18 protein-coding genes and 1 pseudogene are annotated in these 19,038 nt (G+C 64.5%); 7 read left to right on the forward strand and 12 right to left on the reverse strand.

What is annotated here, in order from left to right; translation table 11 throughout:
- The 5 genes from LTI14_RS12390 to LTI14_RS12410 all read right to left on the reverse strand — a co-directional run.
- The coding region (locus LTI14_RS12390) for a DUF3618 domain-containing protein (RefSeq protein ID WP_241476701.1) at nucleotides 1–218 on the reverse strand (218 nt) is incomplete at its 3' end.
- Nucleotides 215–640 carry a phage holin family protein gene (locus LTI14_RS12395; RefSeq protein ID WP_241476702.1) on the reverse strand — a complete coding sequence of 142 codons (426 nt, stop codon included), beginning with the start codon at nucleotides 638–640 and terminating at the stop codon, nucleotides 215–217. The genes LTI14_RS12390 and LTI14_RS12395, both read right to left, overlap by 4 nt.
- Nucleotides 637–1,557, reverse strand: coding sequence for a hypothetical protein (locus tag LTI14_RS12400; protein WP_241476703.1), 921 nt, complete (start codon nucleotides 1,555–1,557; stop codon nucleotides 637–639). Before LTI14_RS12400 ends, LTI14_RS12395 begins: the two co-directional genes overlap by 4 nt.
- 71 nt (nucleotides 1,558–1,628) lie before the next feature.
- Nucleotides 1,629–2,183, reverse strand: a complete 555-nt coding sequence (locus tag LTI14_RS12405; RefSeq protein ID WP_241463567.1) for a hypothetical protein — start codon at nucleotides 2,181–2,183, stop codon at nucleotides 1,629–1,631.
- 51 nt (nucleotides 2,184–2,234) lie between these two features.
- Complete coding sequence (locus LTI14_RS12410) at nucleotides 2,235–2,636, reverse strand: hypothetical protein (RefSeq protein WP_241476704.1); 402 nt, start codon at nucleotides 2,634–2,636, stop codon at nucleotides 2,235–2,237.
- 495 nt (nucleotides 2,637–3,131) lie between these two features.
- Here LTI14_RS12410 and LTI14_RS12415 point away from each other — a divergent pair, with 495 nt between their 5' ends.
- From LTI14_RS12415 to LTI14_RS12435, 5 genes and pseudogenes are all read left to right on the forward strand, one after another.
- Nucleotides 3,132–3,581, forward strand: coding sequence for a hypothetical protein (locus tag LTI14_RS12415; protein ID WP_241476705.1), 450 nt, complete (start codon nucleotides 3,132–3,134; stop codon nucleotides 3,579–3,581).
- A gap of 159 nt (nucleotides 3,582–3,740) precedes the next feature.
- A pseudogene (locus LTI14_RS13370) lies at nucleotides 3,741–3,888 on the forward strand (manganese catalase family protein); the annotation flags it as partial.
- A 460-nt stretch (nucleotides 3,889–4,348) separates the two neighbouring features.
- Nucleotides 4,349–5,083: a GAF and ANTAR domain-containing protein gene (locus LTI14_RS12425; protein ID WP_241463570.1), complete on the forward strand. Its 735-nt coding sequence runs from the start codon at nucleotides 4,349–4,351 to the stop codon at nucleotides 5,081–5,083.
- Entirely contained in the window at nucleotides 5,080–5,418 is a 339-nt protein-coding gene (locus LTI14_RS12430) for a hypothetical protein (RefSeq protein ID WP_241463571.1), read from the forward strand. Before LTI14_RS12425 ends, LTI14_RS12430 begins: the two co-directional genes overlap by 4 nt.
- Nucleotides 5,419–5,424: 6 nt before the next feature.
- Nucleotides 5,425–6,192, forward strand: coding sequence for a GAF and ANTAR domain-containing protein (locus tag LTI14_RS12435; RefSeq protein ID WP_241463572.1), 768 nt, complete (start codon nucleotides 5,425–5,427; stop codon nucleotides 6,190–6,192).
- A 155-nt stretch (nucleotides 6,193–6,347) separates the two neighbouring features.
- Here LTI14_RS12435 and fdhA read toward each other — a convergent pair whose 3' ends face one another.
- On the reverse strand, nucleotides 6,348–7,565 hold the full coding sequence (gene fdhA / locus LTI14_RS12440; RefSeq protein ID WP_241463573.1) for a formaldehyde dehydrogenase, glutathione-independent: 1,218 nt from the start codon (nucleotides 7,563–7,565) through the stop codon (nucleotides 6,348–6,350).
- A gap of 268 nt (nucleotides 7,566–7,833) precedes the next feature.
- On the opposite strand from fdhA, the gene LTI14_RS12445 reads away from it, so the two are divergent.
- A complete protein-coding gene (locus LTI14_RS12445; RefSeq protein WP_241476706.1) occupies nucleotides 7,834–8,958 on the forward strand; it encodes a helix-turn-helix transcriptional regulator in 1,125 nt (374 codons plus the stop codon).
- A 47-nt stretch (nucleotides 8,959–9,005) separates the two neighbouring features.
- Here the strand turns inward: LTI14_RS12445 and LTI14_RS12450 are convergent, their stop codons facing one another.
- Together LTI14_RS12450 and LTI14_RS12455 are read right to left on the reverse strand one after the other, a co-directional pair.
- Complete coding sequence (locus LTI14_RS12450; protein ID WP_241470330.1) at nucleotides 9,006–9,902, reverse strand: hypothetical protein; 897 nt, start codon at nucleotides 9,900–9,902, stop codon at nucleotides 9,006–9,008.
- 182 nt (nucleotides 9,903–10,084) lie between these two features.
- Nucleotides 10,085–11,386, reverse strand: a complete 1,302-nt coding sequence (locus LTI14_RS12455; protein ID WP_241470329.1) for a M1 family metallopeptidase — start codon at nucleotides 11,384–11,386, stop codon at nucleotides 10,085–10,087.
- A 349-nt stretch (nucleotides 11,387–11,735) separates the two neighbouring features.
- On the opposite strand from LTI14_RS12455, the gene LTI14_RS12460 reads away from it, so the two are divergent.
- Nucleotides 11,736–12,125 carry a 4'-phosphopantetheinyl transferase family protein gene (locus tag LTI14_RS12460; RefSeq protein ID WP_241476707.1) on the forward strand — a complete coding sequence of 130 codons (390 nt, stop codon included), beginning with the start codon at nucleotides 11,736–11,738 and terminating at the stop codon, nucleotides 12,123–12,125.
- 34 nt (nucleotides 12,126–12,159) lie between these two features.
- On the opposite strand, the gene LTI14_RS12465 is transcribed toward LTI14_RS12460, so the two are convergent.
- From LTI14_RS12465 to LTI14_RS12480, 4 genes are all read right to left on the reverse strand, one after another.
- Complete coding sequence (locus LTI14_RS12465) at nucleotides 12,160–12,411, reverse strand: hypothetical protein (RefSeq protein ID WP_241463578.1); 252 nt, start codon at nucleotides 12,409–12,411, stop codon at nucleotides 12,160–12,162.
- 63 nt (nucleotides 12,412–12,474) lie between these two features.
- A complete protein-coding gene (locus LTI14_RS12470; RefSeq protein WP_241463579.1) occupies nucleotides 12,475–13,578 on the reverse strand; it encodes a heparan-alpha-glucosaminide N-acetyltransferase domain-containing protein in 1,104 nt (367 codons plus the stop codon).
- A 116-nt stretch (nucleotides 13,579–13,694) separates the two neighbouring features.
- Nucleotides 13,695–14,699 carry a 4-hydroxy-tetrahydrodipicolinate synthase gene (gene dapA, locus LTI14_RS12475; RefSeq protein WP_241463580.1) on the reverse strand — a complete coding sequence of 335 codons (1,005 nt, stop codon included), beginning with the start codon at nucleotides 14,697–14,699 and terminating at the stop codon, nucleotides 13,695–13,697.
- Nucleotides 14,700–14,737: 38 nt separating this feature from the next.
- Nucleotides 14,738–18,796: a Pls/PosA family non-ribosomal peptide synthetase gene (locus LTI14_RS12480; RefSeq protein WP_241476708.1), complete on the reverse strand. Its 4,059-nt coding sequence runs from the start codon at nucleotides 18,794–18,796 to the stop codon at nucleotides 14,738–14,740.
- Between the last annotated feature and the right edge of the window lie 242 nt (nucleotides 18,797–19,038).

Consider the following 19,038-nt stretch of genomic DNA (forward strand, 5'->3'; position numbering starts at 1 on the left):
GCACTGTGGGCCTGGTCCGAGACCTGACTCGAGGCATCCTCGGCCGACCCCATCACCTGGTCCTTCCACCCACCCACGGTGCTGCGGACCTTCTCGGTCTGGCGCGCAGCTACCTTCGACGGGGAGACCTTGTCCGCGACCGCGTCCACGTCAAGGGAAAGACTGCTGCGGGTCCGCTCGATATCAGCGCGGATCTCTTCTGGACTCTGCTGTGTCATCGGGTCTCCTTCGTGGGGGTGAGAGCATCAGGAACTTCTTTAAGGGTCTCCGCAGTCTGCGGGGCACCCTGAACCTCATCAAGGGTCTTCTTACCGAGCACCGCCAACACCGCAGCGACGATCGCCCAGACCACAGCCACGATGACCGCAGACCATGCATGACCCAGATCAGTGGCACCGATCCCGGACCACAGAGCGATCGAGAGGAACAACAACACGAAGTGCCCCGCGATCCCGGCGCCGCCGAACATGCCAGCACCCTTCCCTGACTTCTTCGCGGTCTCGGAGAGCTCCGCCTTCGCCAGCGCGGTCTCCTGCCGGATCAAGGTCGAGAGGTCATCGCTGACCTGAGACATCAGCGAACCCAGAGACTCCTGCTCGGCCTTGCGCTCGGGTTCGGTGGGGAAGCTGGAGCTGCTCATCGGCCACCACCCCCGGCATAGGGATCGGTACCGGCCGGGTAACCGGGCGTCGGAGCCCCGGTCGTCGGACCACCGGCGGTCACCGGTGTGGTGTCTGGCATGGTCCCCGGGACGGCCTCCGGTGTGGCCCCAGGTGCGGCCCCAGGTGTGGCCCCCGGTGTGGTCCTCGAGGCAGAGCGGGACTCGGTGCGGGACTCGCTGCGCGGGGTGGAGGTGCCCTGCTTGTCGTCATCGGCGTGATGCTGCGAGATGCCCCGGGTCAGCCGACCAGCGGCGAACCCGACACCAGCGGCGATCGCGAGAAAAGCGACCGGCCGACGGCGCGCGAAGCTCTGGACCTCCTGGAGGACCTCCTTGGGATCATGATCCTCCAGCCAGCTCGCGGTGGTCTCGGCGCGGGAGTTCAGCTGGTCCACGAGGTCTTTCGCGACCCCGGGCTCAGGCTTCTCACCACGCGCGATGCGCCCGACGTCATCGCTGAAGGTGCGCACCGTGACTGCCGCCCGATCCAGCTGCTCCGCGGCCTGGGACTCCAGCATCGTGCTCGCCTCACCGCCGAGGCGCTTGGCCTCACGCACCGCGTCGTCCTTGACCCCAGCGGCCTCCTGCGCCGCGGTGTCCTTCACGGCCCGGCCGGCGTCCTTGGCATCACCGGCCACGTCCTGGGCCGCACTCTTGGCCTGATCTGACTTGGCCTGATCTGACCTGCCCTGCTCGGATGAGCCCTGATCTGATGTGCTCTGGTCTGATGTGCTCTGGCCAGTGCTGGGCCGGCTCGCGCTGGCCGGACCGGACCGGAACTGGTCGGTCGCATCCGTGGTCTGTCGCGATGCGTGGGGTATGCCGGAGCGGGGGGTGACGTCGCCCGCGCTCTCCGGGAATTGGCGGTTCTGTGAAGTGTTGGTGGAGTCAGTCATGACTGCCTTTCGTTGTGATCTTCGACGAGGCGATGAGCGGGGTGGGGCTCAGACTGGGCGTATCTGGTGCCTCAGTGTGCAGCTTTGGCGCCGCGGATGTGATCATGGGTGCGATCGTTGTCGTCGCCCTCGATCTCCTTGGCCAACAGACCCGAGCCGATCGCCCAGATGGCTGCGCCGATCAGTCCCAGCCACACGCCGAGCTCGATGGAGAGGTTGTCACCGCGTTCCAGCGCTCCCATGGGTTCCATGGCGAAGGCCAGGCACTGCGCAGCAGCTGCGATGCCGACGGCCATCGAGACCAAGGTCAGACCGCGGTGTTGGCCGCGTCGAGCACGTCCGCGGGCAAGGAACAGGGCGACCAGCAGACCCACCCCCAGGTAGGCGATGAACGGAATCAGGGAGTCCGTCTCATAACCGCTGTAGGACTCGGAGTCTTCGGTGGTCACCCAGTCCAGGAACGGCGCGATGTTGAAGAGGAGCACGCCCACCACGGTGACGATCAGGCCGGTCGCGGCGGCGCGCCGCTGCTTGGGGGCCGGAGCATGATCGGTGCGATCGGTTTTGGGCCGGTTCGCAGCCGGAGTGTTGGGGCGGGATTCAGGGGTGTACGAGTTCTGCGTCATTGGGGATTCCTTCGTGTAGGGGGGGGGATTGAACCAGGGAAATCGTGGTGGTCACGGCTCGCCGGACAAGCCGAGGTTCCAGTCGGGCATTTCTCCTCTGCTGGCCAGAGCGGCTAGCTCTTCCAGGACCGCCGGCCGGTGTTGTGCGCACCATGGGAAGACGGTGGTGGGTTCGAGAACACCGATGAGTTCTACCTCGTCGCGGACCAGCAGGGGTCGGACTCCGTGAACCTGGAGCGTCGAGACATCGACGTCGAAGGAGTCTTCTGGGTGCAGAGATGGAACGGGGGTCTCGATCAAGTCCACACATCTCGTCGATGACGAGACCTCCGGGCTCAGCGGGCGAAGGGAGTCGCGGAGGTTCTGTTCGGTGCCGCTGACCAGCGGAATCACCGTGCGGCTTCGCGATGGAGCGCCCGGATCCAGCCCTACGTCTGCCTCGGTGAGTGTCATGAGGCACCTGCCATGTCCGAGGACGTGGGGAGGATTGACGGGGGATGGTCCGCGTGCTTCTCGAACGGGGACGGCTCATGTCCGACGAAAGGGGCGTCCCGGCGCGGAGACGGCGAAGCTTGCTCGTCGCCTCGGGAAGGAAGCTGGATGCGGTCCTGGGTCAGACAACCATCAAGATCGATGGGGAGAGGACCGGGAAGAAGTTCGACGGCTATACCGGTACGTAGCGTGTGCTCCATCATTACCTAAACAGATCGGTAGGAGGAGTCCGCTACTTGAACTCTGCTCTGAGACTACGGGCTATTCCCTCAGAAGCAAACCGTTCGCAGCGCCTGAAACTCGAAAGACCTCGCACAGACAGCTCGCGTGGAAACTCATCTCAGCGGCAGAGAGGCGAGAGCGAACTGTGTGCTGCATGCGGCGATGGATCGGTCAGCTACGCTGTGGCCATAGCTCAAGAAGATGGGTTCTTGTTTCTTCAGACAAGGGTGTCCCATGGAGCACATTTCCCGAGTAGTCATCAGCACCTCCGGTCTGTCTGGACCGATCATCGTGGAGGTCGTGGGATGCCTGACCTTGGAAAGCTTCTCGGCAGCGTCTGCAGTCCTTGACCAGTTGCTGGCCGTCCGTTCGTTTCCGGATCTGATCGTCGACCTGCGGGGCACGGCGCATATCGAGCCCGTGGGGCTGGCGGCGTTGGAGATGTACTTCGCTGGCCACCGTGTTCCCCAAGGTCTTCCAGAGATATCTCTGGCGACACCGCGTTTTCCGCGGCCGTGCGTGGCCGATGAGTCTGCTGCCATGAGAACTCGGGACCCGCACTGGGACTCCCGCTCGCGCTCGGAACCGCGGTCTGAGAACACCTACGAACGGCGCCCGTTCCTTCGCTGGCGTTCATCGAAGAGTGCTGTTCTGCGCAGTCAAGAGGACCTTCGCCCCGTTTGAGTAAGCAAGAAGCATCCCGTAGCTGCTGACATGAGACCCGCAGCCCAGGGGCTGCCAGGTGGTCCATGGCGCATACTGCCCGTCGTTGGGAACATGTTCAGGTATCCGGACCAGCCAGAAGAAGCCTCATGGTTCTGCAGAACAAGCTCTGCGTACTACGCAACGCCCGAGAAGCCAGACGCCGTCTACGCCCGCAAACTCCAGGAAGTCATAGGTGGTCAGTACGGAGAGATCACCGTGGCCATGCAGTACAGCCTTCCAGGCATGAAACGCCCGCATTCCCGGAAAGTACCGGGACCTGCTATGGCTGACGGTTCGTGGGCCTCGGGACCCAGCCCGGACGGACTCGGTGAGTTCAGCTATGTGGAGACCCCGCCACCGAGGTGCCGAACATCGTGGAGAAGACGGCCGGTGCGGTGGCAGGACAAGCTGAGGAAGGAGTAGCCACGACCTGCTCACGCGAGGCGGGATCGCGCCATGGGTGGGGCCCCGCCTTGTGCGGACCGCACAGGTTGAAGGCGTATGGTTGCCCTCACGGAGGAGGGCCGTCGAGTGGTTGCAGGACAGGGCGCAGAGCAGCCGGATCGATTTCACAGTGGCGCAACAATGACCGCAGGTCAGGTGCGTCCGGTGAGTTCCGTGCCATTCCCACATCCACCCGTGAGCAGGACTCCACGCTCACGTGTGAAGCTCTCTTCGAGCCGGGGACTGGATCAAATCTTGTCGGTGTTGCGTTCTGCGCGCGTCACCGGTGCCGCCACAGGGAGATGATGATGCCAACCGAACTGCCACTGGACGAATTGTCGCTGGTGTTCGCCCGCGTCAATGGCATGTTGCTCAGTGAAGAAACCGTCGAACGCGCGGTTGAACTCCTCGCCCAGGCGGCGAAAAGCACTGTTCCGGGCGCGATCGGCGCCGGTGTGACGTTGATCAGCGATGCAGGGAGCAAGGAGAGCGCCGGCAGCACTGACCGGGTGGTCCGCGAGGCCGATGATCTCCAATACGTGACAGGGGAGGGCCCCTGCCTGAGTGCTTGGGCATCGCGCATGGTTGTCAACGTCCAAGACGTCCAGTCCGATCCCCGCTGGCCTGACTGGTCCGCGGCCGTCGTCGGGCTGCCAATTCGGTCCGTGCTCAGCGCGCCGCTGCAGCATCAGGAGATCGCCGTCGGCGCCATGAAGGTCTACTCCGCCGCGGACTCCGCCTTCACCTCGGAGACCGAACGGCTGTTGACGATGTTCGCCGTTCCGGCCGCTGCGCTCTTGTCTCATGTGCAGACCAAGGACCTTCCGGTGAAGCTCAGCGGATCCTTGCGGAACGCCATGGGCAGGCGCGACATGATCAATATCGGCAAAGGCATCCTCATGGCCCAATCCGGGTTCGACGAGGAAGCCGCGACCCTGCGCCTGATTCAGGTCGCCCGCGCCGAACGCATCACTGTGCTGGAGGTCGCCGAACACATCATCGCAGACGGCCAGCGCCAGGGCGGTAATCAGTTGTGAAGGATCCCAATCCACCGAAGCCTTCACGGCCTGAGGGCGACCTGCCCTCCGGTGGTTCGGGGGAGTCGCAGCGCCGAATCCTTGGCCGGGCGGTGCGCCATTCGGCGCTTCCACTGAAAGGGCTGTGGCTGCACTACTTCAGCATGGGCGGCACGGCCGGTGAGTACGAGCTCGATGCCTACATCAACGCCTCGTACTCGTTGCCTGATCTTCAGCAGGACATCTTGGCCCAGGCCGTGAACGAGATGATCGACATGCTCCCGCCGCCGCCCCGGGCGTCATACAGCGATGACACGGACGACGGCGGCCCGCCGACGAAAGAACTTCAGGGGTAAGACATCATGCAGAGCGTAGAAGAAATTCGGACGCAGGCGAACACAGAACAGGGACAGCCTTCCGCGCACGACCAAGGAAGCTCTGCCGGGGCGCATCAGCTGGCCTCACAGCTCGGCGATCTGGCCCGATCCCTCAACCAGGAGAGTCCGGAGGCTGTTCTCGAGCTCGTGGTGGCCGCCGCCATCGAACTCATCCCCGGCGTCGAAGAGGCCTCTCTGAGCATCGTCACCGGGCGCAAGGAGGTCGAGACGGTGGCTCCCTCCAGCGAGCTGCTCAGACGATTGGACGATCTGCAGGTGGAATTGACCGAAGGTCCTTGCCTCGAGGCGATCTACTCGGAACGAACCATCCGCGTGCGTGACATGGCGACCGAGACCCGGTGGCCCAGCTTTGCTGAGAAGGCGACCGAAGCCGGAGTGGGCAGCATGTTGGCCTTCCAGCTCTTCGTGGTGGGAGACAACCTGGGCGCGCTGAACCTCTACTCCAGTCAGGTCGACGCGTTCGACGATGACTCTGAGCATGTCGGGCTGATCGTCGCCTCACATGCCGCGGTTGCCCTCGCCGACGCCCAGCAGGTCAGCCAGCTCCACGAGGCGGTGCAGAGCCGGGACGTGATCGGACAGGCCAAGGGAATCCTGATGGAGCGCTACAAGATCACTGGACATCAGGCCTTTCTGCTGCTGGCCAAGGCCAGTCAGCACACCAACAAGAAGCTGCAGGTCCTTGCCGAAGACCTGGTCAACAGCGGAGAACTTACCGGCGGCAAGACCTGAGCGGAAGCGCAAGATGGGGAGCTTCGACTCGCCTGCTTGACCCCGGCTGCGCTCCGGGATGTCGAGAGATCGACATCCCGGAGTCGCTGGACGCGGTATTCGCCAGGGGGTTCCGTCGTTCTCCTTTGAACGGCAGGGGCCACCCCTGAAGCGAATCAGTTCTTGATGTAGCCGTTGGGATTGAGCACGAACTTCTTCGCCGCGCCTGCGTCGAACTCTGCGTATGCAGCCGGCGCCTCATCAAGTGGTATCGCAGTGGCGCTGACGGCCTTGGCGATCTGCACCTTCTCTTGAAGGATCGCCTGCATGAGGTGACGGTTGTACTTCATCACCGGGCACTGACCGGTGGCGAAGGACAGGGACTTGGCCCAGCCCAATCCCAGACGGATCGAGAGGGATCCTACTTGGGCTGCCTCGTCGACTCCGCCTGGATCTCCGGTGACGTACAGGCCGGGAATTCCGAGCGCGCCGCCCGCTTCGGTGAGGTCCATCAGCGAGTTCAAGACGGTTGCAGGTGCCTCCTGTGCTGAACCAGCGCCGTGTCCACGGGCCTCGAAGCCGACTGCGTCAACGCCGCACTCGACCTCCGGCACCCCGAGGATCTGCTCGATCTGGTCGCGGGGATCGCCCTTGGAGACATCGACGGTTTCGCACCCGAAGGAACGGGCTTGAGCCAATCGCTCCTCATTGAGGTCACCGACTATCACCGCACCTGCGCCCAGCAGCTGTGCACCGACGGCAGCGGCCAGTCCGACGGGGCCAGCACCGGCGATGTACACGGTAGATCCGGGTCCGACACCGGCAGAGTAGGCGCCGTGGAAGCCGGTCGGAAAGATGTCCGAGAGCATGGTCAGATCAAGGATCTTCTCCAATGCCTGGTCCCGGTCTGGGAATTTCAGCAGGTTCCAATCGGCATAGGGCGTCAGCACATACTCCGCCTGCCCTCCGACCCACCCTCCCATGTCCACGTATCCGTAGGCGCTGCCAGGGCGGTCTGGATTCACATTGAGACAGATTCCGGTCTTGCGTTCCTTGCAGTTGCGGCACCGCCCACAGGAGATGTTGAACGGCACTGAGACGATGTCGCCGACCTTGATGAATTCAACATCAGGGCCTACCTCCACCACTTCACCGGTGATCTCATGTCCGAGAACGAGCCCCGCGGGGGCGGTGGTCCGGCCTCGCACCATGTGCTGGTCGGAGCCACAGATATTCGTGGCCACTGTCCGGAGGATGGCGCCGTGCGGAACTTTGCGTCCGATGTTGGCGGGATTGACGCCTGGCCCGTCCTTGAGCTCGAACTCGGGATAAGGAGTATCTACGACCTCCACCACACCCGGACTCTTGTACGCGATTGCACTGTTTGCAGACATTGCTATCCTCTCGTTGGACCATGGCGGGTGGGTTCCGCCACATGCATCAAGTCTCTATTTGGGCGTGATTCTTCTCAATGACCCTTGAGGTTGGTTACACCTCTACCTTCGGGTAGGTCACATCAGTAGTATTCGGAATATGGAACGCGTCACATTTTCCGACGATCTGCTCCACCGGCTCTTCGAAGTTCTCGGCTCGCCGCTCGGCTCGATCGCTCGCGGGCTCTCTGAGCTGCTGGGCCCGCTGGTGTCGCACTCAGCATTGGTCATGTTCACCGCCGACATCAGTGGCGGCCGTTCTCAGTATTCTGGCGATCCGGCTGTTCACCGCGGTGTGCGTGGACTGGACCTTGATCAGATCCGGAGAACGATCGGCAGTGTCGAGGGCGTCCACCAGACCACGCTGCGGGTCGGGGAGGATGAGCGCTCGACACTGCAGGTTCTGGCCCGCAACGGTGCGCTCTTGGTCATCACTGATCCAGGCCCGGTGTCTGATGTCGAGCGACTGCTGGACATCTGGAACATCGTCTCGCTGCACGTGCAGGAGCGCGCAGACGAAGCCGCGCCGGACTATCTCCGCCATGCACGGTCGACTGCGGGGGTCCGTCTCCAGGCGCTGAGCGAGATCAGAGACGAGTACTCGGCGATTCTGGACAGCATCCTTGTTCCGCTCAGATCAGGACAGCTTTCTGATGCCTCAGCGCGAGACGCTGCCATTGCCCGATCCGCCGCAGGACTGACTCGACTTCACACCATGACCGGGCAGGCGCGCACCGTAGCAGAGGAGCCGGTGGCCAGGTCCTTCGCGCGTCTGAAAGAAGAACTTTGGTCCGCCGCGCGCTACTGGCACGTTGAACTCGAGTTCATAGAACCGCCTGAGGGTGACCACCTGGTCTCCGATGACATCGCTCGTGGAGCCAGGGCCGTGGTCCACCGAGTCATTCTCAGCCGGATGGAGAGTTCTGAGATCAGCCGTGTGCGCGTGCAGTGGGACTGCGACGGCACCGATCTCATCGTCAATGTTCGCGATGATGGCGATGGTGGGACCGCCGATGCAGATACCTTGCTGCAGATTGCTCAGCAGCGCGTCCATGCACTCAGGGGGCAGATTTCGGTGAATTCGACATCAGGTTGGGGTGCAGAGCTCAAGGTGGTCCTTCCGCTGGATCCTCCCCCGGTTCTGCCGTCCACGGCAGCGATCGCCGGCCTCCGGCCACGGGAGATGCAAGTAGCGAACCTTCTGGCGTCAGGAAGCAGGAATCGTGCCATCGCTGATGAGCTGGGGATCAGCGAGAACACGGTGAAGTTTCACATCTCTCGGATCCTGCACACGCTGAAGGCCGACTCCCGCGCGGAGGCCATCGCCGCGCTCCTGGCTGAGCAACGGGCCTGAGGAACCCATAGATCGTGGAGTTCGCTCGTACGAGATTTCGCCCTGGACTATTCCGCCAGCGCCTCATCGAGGATCTGCGCCTGGGGCAGCGAGAAGTGGTCCTCTCCCTCCGGATACTCGGCCCGCACCTGCTCGAACCCCTGTTGGCGATACCAGGCTGAGCCTTTCTGGGCGGCCGTCACTGCGTCGAATGGTGCGTAGGCGACAGTGCCGTCATCCAAGGTGCCCGTCACCCAGAGCAGTTCAAGGGACTCCCGCTGCGCCGATGTGGGTTCTGCGACGGCGGCCTGTGGAGCTCCTCCGCCGCCGATCATCACGGCGCCCCCGGTCACAGCTTCAGGGGTCCGGGGGAGCACGCCATAGGTGATCATCTCGGCACCCCCCGAGTACCCCATCCACCAGACGCGCCCGGCGTCGACGGCGTAGGGTTCCAGCACGCGTTCGTTGAGCAAATCGCGCAGCCAGGGAAGGTTCGTCGAGATGTCGTTCCACCAGGTCACTTCGCCTTGCGCATCCGGGGTGAGCGGTGCCAGCAACATCATGTTGTGCGATGCGGCGACGGCGGCGAGACAGTTCAGCAGCCCGTCGGGGTCCTGATGTTCGGCCCCGCCGTCGCCATGGAGCCTGACCACCACGCCTACCGGCTCGTCGAAATTCACGCCCCTGGTGTAAAGGTGGTAGCTGCTGGTCGAATAGCCCGAGGTGAACTCGCGAGCGAGCTGCACAGAGTCCACTGCATCCCCAGACTCGCCGCCGCTGACGGGATCGGGGTTCGCCCGCGGGTCGGGTGGCGCGATCCCGTGTGCTTCACATCTGGCAGGGGACTCCTCAGCGGCCTCCGTGTCCTCCTCTTCACCCAAGAGCATGCTCAGCATGAAGAACCCGACGAGCACGGCGAGCACGGCTACCCCCATTCCGGACAACAATGCCCAACGCTTCGTCATAGCTGCATTCCTCGTGGTTGCACCGGGCGTCGGCTCCGAGGGTTCTTCGGAGACGCCGGACGGTGGATCTGATGGGGTTCGTGCATCGGCATGAGTGGCTTCTGCGAAGAGTGTATGAGATACGGGGCCGCAGTTGAGCGCAAATGCGTGAGGAACCCGGTGTCCACTGATGGAAGCGCTGCTCAGGGCAGGCGGGGGAGTCGCGGTTCGAACAGCCAGGCGTGCAGCAGTGACCGTATCGGCTGGCCTGAGACTCGCTCGGCGTGGTCGAGAAAACCAGCGGTGGACACCGTGCGGTATCGATTCTCTGCCGTCCATGAGCGCAGCACCCGGAAGAACACGTCGTCCCCCGTGAGGGAACGCAGGGCGTGCAGCGTGAGCGCACCGCGCATGTAGACACGGTCGTCGAACATGCCCGGGCCGCCGGGATCGGTGAGCACGATGTTCTGCGGCAGGGTCGCCAGTCGATCGTGCGCCTCGCGTGCGTGGGTGTCGATGCCGCGCTGGCCGGAGTCCTCCGACCACAGCCACTCCGCGTAGGTCGCGAAGCCTTCGTTGAGCCAGATGTCAGCCCATCGATGCGGGGTCACCGAATTGCCGAACCATTGGTGAGCGAGCTCGTGGGCGACCAGGCGCTCCCTGCTCCAACCAGGCCTGAGATGATTCGAGCCGAGTATCGACAGCGGCTGGGATTCCAGCGGCATCTCCAGCGCCTCGTCGGTCACGACGACCGTGTAGGAGCCGAAGGGGTATTCCCCGAAACGCCGATCGAAGACCGTCATCATCGCGTGCTGCTTGCCCAGAGAGTCCTGCGCCTGCTTCCACAGATGATCCCCGCAGGCCAGCCACAGGGGAACTCGTGCGGGCGCGTGTCCGGCGGGTGAGATCCGGTCGCGTCGATACGCGCCGATCTGCACCGTCGCGAGGTAGGTGGCCAGCGGGTGTGCGGATTCCCAGGTCCATGCGGTCCGGCTGCCATGCCGGGTCACCTCCAGCAGCTCGCCGTTGCTGATCGCCGTGTAGTCCGAATCGACCAGAACTGTGCAGCGGTAGGTGGCCTTGTGGCTGGGGTGGTCGTTGCACGGAAACCAGGTGGCCGCTCCATTCGGCTGGCCTGCCACCAGCACGCCGTCGGAGAGCTCCTCCCAGCCGACGTCGCCCCAGGTGCCGCGCTGTGGTCGGGGTTTTCCGGCATAGCGCACGTCGATGATGATCGGCTCATCCGCGGCGAAGTGTGAGTGCAGCACCAGCTTGGTGCGAGTCTGCTTGAACCGGGTCTTGGTGTCGTTGAGCAGCACCTGGCTGACCTTCAGCCCGCACAGATCAAGTTCGATGGTGGACGCCTCGGCGAGCACCCGGCCGTGGAGCACTGCTCGGCCGGTGAGTCGGTTCGGCCGGATCTCGTAGTCCAGATCGAGGTCGTAGTGGTCGATCTGGAGATCAGTCGATCCAGAGGTCGGAGTATAGGAGTCGAGCTGGCTCATGGGAGAAACACGCGTCCTTCTGCAAGATCGTCAGATTTCGGTTCGCGACCCTCGTGCGCAGCGAAACGGTGTGAGAATGAGCTGATTCGATCAGGTTCAGTGTTCACCGCGAGTCAGGGTTTCGGGAGGTGGTTCGGTGGAGTGGACGTATCGTTTCGGCAGCGAGGTGGACTCGGTCGTCCGCGCCCTGGTTGCCGAAACCTATGGTGTCGAGCCGGCACGGGTGGAACTGCCCCGTAGGCGTGGAGCACCGGAGGCCAGGATCGAGGGGCAGCGGATAGAGGTCTCCAGGTCCCGCTCGCAGGGATATGTCGCGGCGGCCTGTGCCGGTCCAAGTGAGAAGTTCTCCTTGGGGATCGACATCGAGGCGGTGAGGCCATTTCTGGCTTCGGCGACAGAGCCACGCCGTTTTGCGGAGGTGGTGCTGGCGCCGGAGGAGATCCGGTGGTTCCGCGCGACCAGACGTGTCGCTGAGGCGCAGCGACTGTCCTGGCTGTTGCGAACCTGGGTGCGCAAGGAGGCGGTGCTGAAGTCGTTGCATACGGGCTTCGACACCAGCCGCGGCGGCATGCCGCCCACTGCCGTGGTGCTGAACGAGCCCTGGGAAGCCCCCGCGTGTCTCAGCCACGCCCTGGTGACGTTGACCGACCTGCCCACCCGGGACGACGTCGGGGACTCTGGGCCCGTGATGCTGGCTCTGGCCCAGAACACAGGCCCGGTCAGGCGCCCGCGCCGGTGAATCCTCGGGCGGAAGACGGCCCGATCCGACGATGCTACCTGCGTCGGCCCTCGGAGGACCGCCCGGGCTCGGCGGCGTCACCGGGCGTTCCGGCGCTGTCGCACTTGCGCCGCCATCGTTCCTTCACGTCCTCGGGCAGATCTTCCCATGGCTCAGCCTCCGACATCATCAGACCGGCAAGCATCTTCCTTCGTTCGTCGTACAAGGATTTGCCCGCCTCGTCCCGGTTACTGCGCACGTACCCCTCCAGCACCGTGGAAAACAAAAGACAAGAAGGCGTGCGCATATGGCAACGCCTGATTCTCGGAGACAGTCTAGTGGACCGAGAACTGCAGGCGTCTCTGCGTCGCTATCCCGGTGTCCTTCCCCGCAGCCGAGTCTCGACCCGGCCCCGCACGATCCGGGCGGCCGTCGAGACCCCCCGCTCCAGCGGGCCCGGCCCCTTGAAGTGCAGCCAGACTACGGCGAACGCGATGGCCGCCATCGTCTGGACGATGAGCGAGACCCAGGGCGCGTCCGCAAGGAATCCGGTGGCCAGCAGGAGCAGATGCGCGCAGTACAGCGTCAACGTCATGCCTCCGATCGCCGCCAACGGGTGCAACATCCGCCTCGCCGATCGAGCGATCAGCAGCATGGCTCCGAGCACCGCCACCGCGATGCCGAGTGAATGGAACACCTCGAACGGCGTCGATGTATAGGGGGCCAGAACAGTCAGCCACCACCATGTCGTCGTCGGAAGGTCCGGGGGCGGACCCCAGGTGAGGAACTCAGTCATCTCCCGTGCTGACCACGGGGTCGCCGCGAGCAGCCGTTCCCGGCCTCCCAGCGGTCCCTGGAGCAGCGATGAGGTCAACCAGGCGCCGACGGCGACCAGTGTGCCGGTGAGGAACAGTCGAAGCCCGGTGCGCCGGTTCCTCAGGTCCAGGCGACCGATAGCCAGACCTGCGCATACGTACGCCATCCACGGGATCACCGGGAAGCTGCCGGTGAACAGCACGACGCTGACGAACGTGATCGGCTCGGTGAGAAGGGTGGTGAAGGTGGGATCGTAGCCGTCGAGGTTCGGCAGGGCGTTCTGCGTCAGATGGACCATGACCGGACCCAGCACCGCGATGCCGACTGCGACGCCCACCAGTGCCCTGACGGAGAGCCGGAGCAGCGGGATGGCCAGGAGGAACATGACGCCGTAGTAGACCAGGATGATGGATGCCGGCGGATCGACGTAGGCGATCAACAGTCCAAGGACGGCGATCAGCGCCGCCCGGACGCCCAGCGCCGCCCGGGAGGCGGTCAGCGCGGGGCCGTGCGGCGGACGAGTGCCGCCCGTCATGAATGCCAGAGCCAAGCCTGCCAGCAGGGCGAAGAGCGTGGCCGACACACCTGAGAATGCAGTCCAGATGAAGGTCGGCTCATCGTTGTCCGTCCAGGATGGAAGGATATGGATGGCCATCATGCTGATCAGCGCAAGGCCTCGCGCTGCATCGACCCCGATCAGACGACGTCTGCGCGTGTCCCCGGGTGCGGATGTCTGCGGCGAAGTGCCGGAGACGGAAGCTCTGAGGACACCCTTCACGGCAGCCGCAGGCTCAGAACAGGTCGCGACTGACCGGACTGCGACACCGTGGCCTCGGCTGACACCAAAGGTCGGCTCGGCATCGATCGATCCGGGATGCCGGATGCCGTCAGGTCCTGAGACAGCTGCTCCCGCTGCGCTTCGTCGAGCTCCACCAGGGGCATCCGCACCGGACCGGCGGGCAGCCCCCGCATCGCCAACGCCGCCTTGACCGAAGCGGCTGCGGGCGAGCGGAACATGCCCTCATAGATGGCGAGCAGCTGGCGGTGGATTCCGGCAGCCTGTGCCGTCCTTCCCTGCTGGTGGCAGCGGTGCAGGTGGCGCAGCAGATCCGCGGCGACGTGCCCGACTACTGAGACGAAACCCGTCGCCCCGATCGAAAGCAGCGGCAGGTTCAACACATCATCGCCTGAGTAGTAGGCGAGATCGGTGTGCCTCATGACCCAGGAGCTCGAGGCCAGATCACCCTTGGCATCCTTGACCGCGACGATCTGCGGGTGTTCCGCGGCCGCGACGAGAGTCTCCCGGCGGATCTCAACGCCGGTGCGCTTCGGGATGTCATAGAGCATGACGGGCAGCGAGGTGCTGTCCGCGATGGCCGTGAAATGCCGCAGCAGGCCCGCTTGGTCGGGACGGCAGTAATAGGGCGCGACCACCATCAGTCCATCGGCGCCGGCCGCCGCGGCAGCCTGGGCCAGCTCGATGCTGTGCTGGGTGTCTGCCACCCCGACTCCTGCGATCACTGTCGCCGTGCCGCCGACCGCGGCGGACACCGTCCTGATGATGGCTGTCTTCTCGGCGTCGGTGGTGGTGATCGACTCGCCGGTGGTGCCGTTGACGACGAGTCCGTCGTTCCAGCCGTCACGGGTGAGCCAGCGGGCCAGGTCTCTGACCCCTTCGAAGTCCAGCTGCCCGGATTTGTCGAAGGGTGTCACCATGGCCGTCATCACTGTGCCGAACTGGGGTGTGATCCGAAACCTGAAGTCTTGTGCCGAGTCCATTGTGTCTCCTTCTTCTGGGTTCTCAACCTTGTGCCGTCTCAACGGAGCGTTTCGGCGGTTTCGAAAGACTTTCGGGTGTCTGCAGCGTCGTGGGTCCGCCGAATGGGGTTGCCGTTCCACGTGGTTGATGCAGGGATGCTCTCCGAACGCATCACCAGTGAGCCGGCGCCGACGATCGCATGCGCCCCCAGGGAGCTGCCGGGGAGCACGATGCTGTTCGCCCCGAGCGAGGAGCCCTCCTCGAGATGGACCCGATCCAGCCGCATGATGCGGTCATGGAAGAGGTGTGTCTGCAGGACGGTCCCGCGATTGACCGATGCGCCTTTGTCGAGCTGGATCAGATCGAACTCGGGCAGCCACCAGGTTTCGCACCAGACTCCTCGACCGATTCGCGCTCCCATGGCGCGCAGCCAGAGGTTCAGCAGCGGGGTGCCCAGGCTCATTCGGATGAGCCCCGGCACGGCGAGGGCTTCGGAGAAGCAGTCGGCCAGCTCGTTGCGCCAGACGAACGAGCTCCACAACGGGCGTTCGGATGCTTTGAACCGACCGACGAGCAGCCACTTGGCGGTCACCGCGATCAGCGCGGCGACGATCCCGCTTGCCAGCAGCACGGGCCCTGAGAGCAGCACTGCGAGCCCGAATCCGTAGTTGGTGTACACCATGGCGAGCACCCAGACCGTGACCAGCGCCAGCCATGCGGTGATGAACATCGGCAATATGCGGCACAGTTCGATCGTTGCCCGGGCGACCTTGAGCCTGCGGGGCGGATTGAAGGTCAGTGATGTGTCGACCTCCTCCACGGCTCGCGGCAGCTCGATCGGAGGGTTGCCCAGCCACAGGGAGTTCAGCGGCATGTCCTTCGGTGCCGAAGACAGCACGGCGACGAGTGAGTTGGAGGGCATTCTCTGGTTCGGACCGAGGATCGCCGAATTGCCCAGGAAGGCCTTCTGGCCGACGCTGCCGCTTTCGAGTTTCAGCCAGCCGCGACGAACGTACTTGGAGGAGGCCAGCGAATGGTCGGCCAGGAAGGACTTGTCACCGACGCTGGTCAGATGTGGGATGGCCTCAACGGTGGCCGCCTCGACGTCCTTCCCCACGTGGGCACCGAGCAGGCGAAGCCAGACGGGGGTGAGCATGCTGCTGTAGAGCGGATACATGTTGGTCAGCGATTTCGACATCAGCTGACCGGACATCCAGGCGGCCCACGCGGGAACACTGTGCACCGAATAGGTGCCGCGAGGCATCAGTCGGCCCATCAGCCGGACGGAACCCGCCAGCAGGCCGAGGTATGCAATCACCGAGATGATGATGAACACCGGTGTCCAAGCGGCGAGCGTCCACAGCGCAGGGACCAGTGCTTCGTAGTCTGAGATCAGGTAGAGCATGAGTGCCGCTCCGGGCAGAGATGCCAGCAGCCCCAGCAGCCCCAGCAGGACGAGCCCGAGCGGGTACAGCAGATCGATGCCGCGGGAGCGGTGCTCCTTGGCCTCCTCAGTGTCCGGCCAGTCCTGTCCGGAGACGCCGACCAGTTCCAGCGGGGAACCCGCCCAGTGCTCATTCGCCGGGACCATGCCGGTGACCACGCTGGCGGGGGCGATCTCTGCGTTGTCACCGATCACTGCCCCGCCGAGCAGGGTCGACCTGGTGCCCACGCGGGCGTCCTGGCCGATTCGGACCACGCCGATGTGCAGCTCGTCGCCCTCCAGCCAGTGGCCGGCAAGGTCGACGTCGTGTTCGATGGAGGCGCCGGACTCAATCGCGGCGAGGCCGGTGACCGGCGGGAGCGCGTCCAGGTGGACGTCCTTGCCGACCCCGGAACCCATGGCGCGGGCAAATGCCGGGGCGAAAGGAGTCCCCATCAGCCCGTCCAACTGGCAGAAGGTCATGATCCGTTCCGCGGCCCAGAGACGGACGTGTATCTGCCCGCCTCGCGGGTAGATGCCCGGTCTGACCTTGAAAAGCAGCAAGCGGGCAGAGCCGATCGCGGCCACCGCCCTGGCGGGCAGGCTGAACAGGACCAGCCAGGCGATCAGTGTCGGCACCAGCGGCGGGTTCGGGACCCAGGGTGTTTCACCGATCTGGAAGAGCACCAGGCAGACGATCGCGATGCCGGTCACGTAGCGAAGGCCAGTGATGCTGTAGAGGCCCGCGATCAGCGGCATCTGCAGGAAGCCGGTCCATCGTGGCGTGGGACGAGTCGTGCGTTCCACGGCGCTTGCCGGATCCAGCTGTCGAAGGTGTGAGGACATCGCGGAAAGTGTGGGATGAGCGTAGAGGTCAGCGATAGAGACGTCCGGGTAGCGCTTGCGCAGCGTCGAGACGAGCTGTGCTGCGGTCAGGCTCGATCCGCCCATGGCGAAGAAGTCGCTGTCCGCGCTCAGCGGGACCGGTCCCAGCAGGCTGGTCCACTTCTCTGCCAGCCAGACGAAGTCGGTGTGCAGCGCGGTGGCTGCGGCTGCTGCGCTCGGGTCGGCGGGCAGGGGCCAGGGCAGCGCCTTGCGATCGACCTTGCCGGAGGTCTTCACCGGCAGTTCATCGATCACCGCGAGTGCGGGGATGAGCCGCCCTGGCAGCTGCTCGCTGAGCTGGGCGCGGGCCTCGACAAGGTCGATGGTTCGGCCCGCTGCCGGCACAAGGTATCCCGCGAGGATGCCATTGCCGTCCGGGCTGCTCTGCACCGCGCTGGCACCCGCGGCAACGTTCGGCAGGTGACTGAGGGCCTCATCAACCTCGCCCAGCTCAACACGCTGACCTGCAAGCTTGACCTGATCATCAGACCTGCCCACGAACATCAGCCCCTCGATCTCGGCTCGGACCAGATCGCCGCTGCGGTAGGCCCGAGGCCAGCCGAGCGTCGTCATCGGAGCGTACTTCTCGGCATCCTTCTGCGGGTCCAGGTAGCGTCCCAGCCCGACCCCGCTGATCACCAGTTCTCCGACTTCGCCCCAGGCGACAGGCTGATCCTCGGCATCCACCACGGCCAGCTGCCAGCCCGGAAGGGGGAGGCCGATGCGCACCGGCATGGACTCGTTGACCAGAGCGGCGGTGGAGACCACGGTGGCCTCGGTTGGGCCGTAGGTGTTCCAGACCTCCCGGCCGGAGGTGGCCAGGCGGGCCACAAGCTCCGGAGGGCAGGCCTCGCCTCCAAAGATCAGAAGTCGGATGTCTTTCAGGAACTTCGCCGGCCACAGCGCAGCCAGCGTCGGAACGGTCGACACGACAGTGATGCCGCGTTCAGTCAGCCAGGGACCGAGGTCTTCGCCGGAGCGGACGACGTCGCGTGGTGCAGGCACCAGGCAGGCTCCGTAGCGCCAGGCCAGCCACATCTCCTCGCAGGAGGCGTCGAAGCTGACGGAAAGGCCTCCCAGTACTCGATCGCCGGGTCCAAGCGGTGAATCGACGCAGTACACAGAGGCCTCGGCATCCACGAACGCCGCCGCCGAGCGGTGCGAGATGGCGACGCCCTTGGGCTTGCCGGTGGAGCCGGAGGTGAAGATGATCCAGGCATCGTCATCGCCGGTGGGAGGACGATCCGCTCCACGCGGGGGTGACTCGGGCCTGAGGCGAACATTCAGTCCAGATTCCACCACGGCGGTGACGTCGGCCTCTGTCCACACCAGACTGGCGCGATCCTCCGGTTCGTCGTGGTCCACCGGAACGTAGGCGGCGCCGCGGATGAGGGCCGCAAGAATGGCGATGTAGAGGTCCGCAGTTCCTGACGGCACCCGGATGCCTACGCGGTCACCCGTGCCGATGCCGGATTCCCTCATGGTCAGCGCCACCGATTCGATGCGGCCCAGGAGATCCATGTAGGTCAGCGCGACGACACCGTCGTCGATTGCGATTGCATCGGGATAGTTGTCCACGGCGTGGAAGAAGATGTCCAACAGGGTGCGCGGAGCGGGCACAGTCCCGCCGGAGTACACGGCGGTCGACGGCGCGAAATTGCCTCTGTACTTGGAGGAGCCTGCCGGAGCGGTCAGTGCCAAGACCTCATGGGGTGTTTCTTCTCGGCGGACTGGGACTGAGGAAGTCTTGAGTGCAAGGTCCGGGGCCAGCGAGGGGAGGGCCTTGGGCGAGCCTTCGTATAGAACCATGAATCACCTTTTCGGATGGAAATGTCAGCGTCTCTTCGGTATCAGGGCGCGACCGATGGTTTCCGGTCCGTATGGCGGAACGGTTGTGAATAGGGATACGGGAGCATTCGTCGCAGCGTTCAATGAAGTTTCAAAAAGACTGCGCACATGGATGCAGGGGGAGGTCGTGCCCACAGGGTCAAATTGGTGGACAGGGCTGACGACGTCTTGGGTCACAGCGCACGGCGAAGGGTGCAGCTCGA

The sequence above is a fragment of the Nesterenkonia sp. YGD6 genome (genome assembly GCF_022565895.1).
Classification (GTDB): Bacteria; Actinomycetota; Actinomycetes; order Actinomycetales; family Micrococcaceae; genus Nesterenkonia.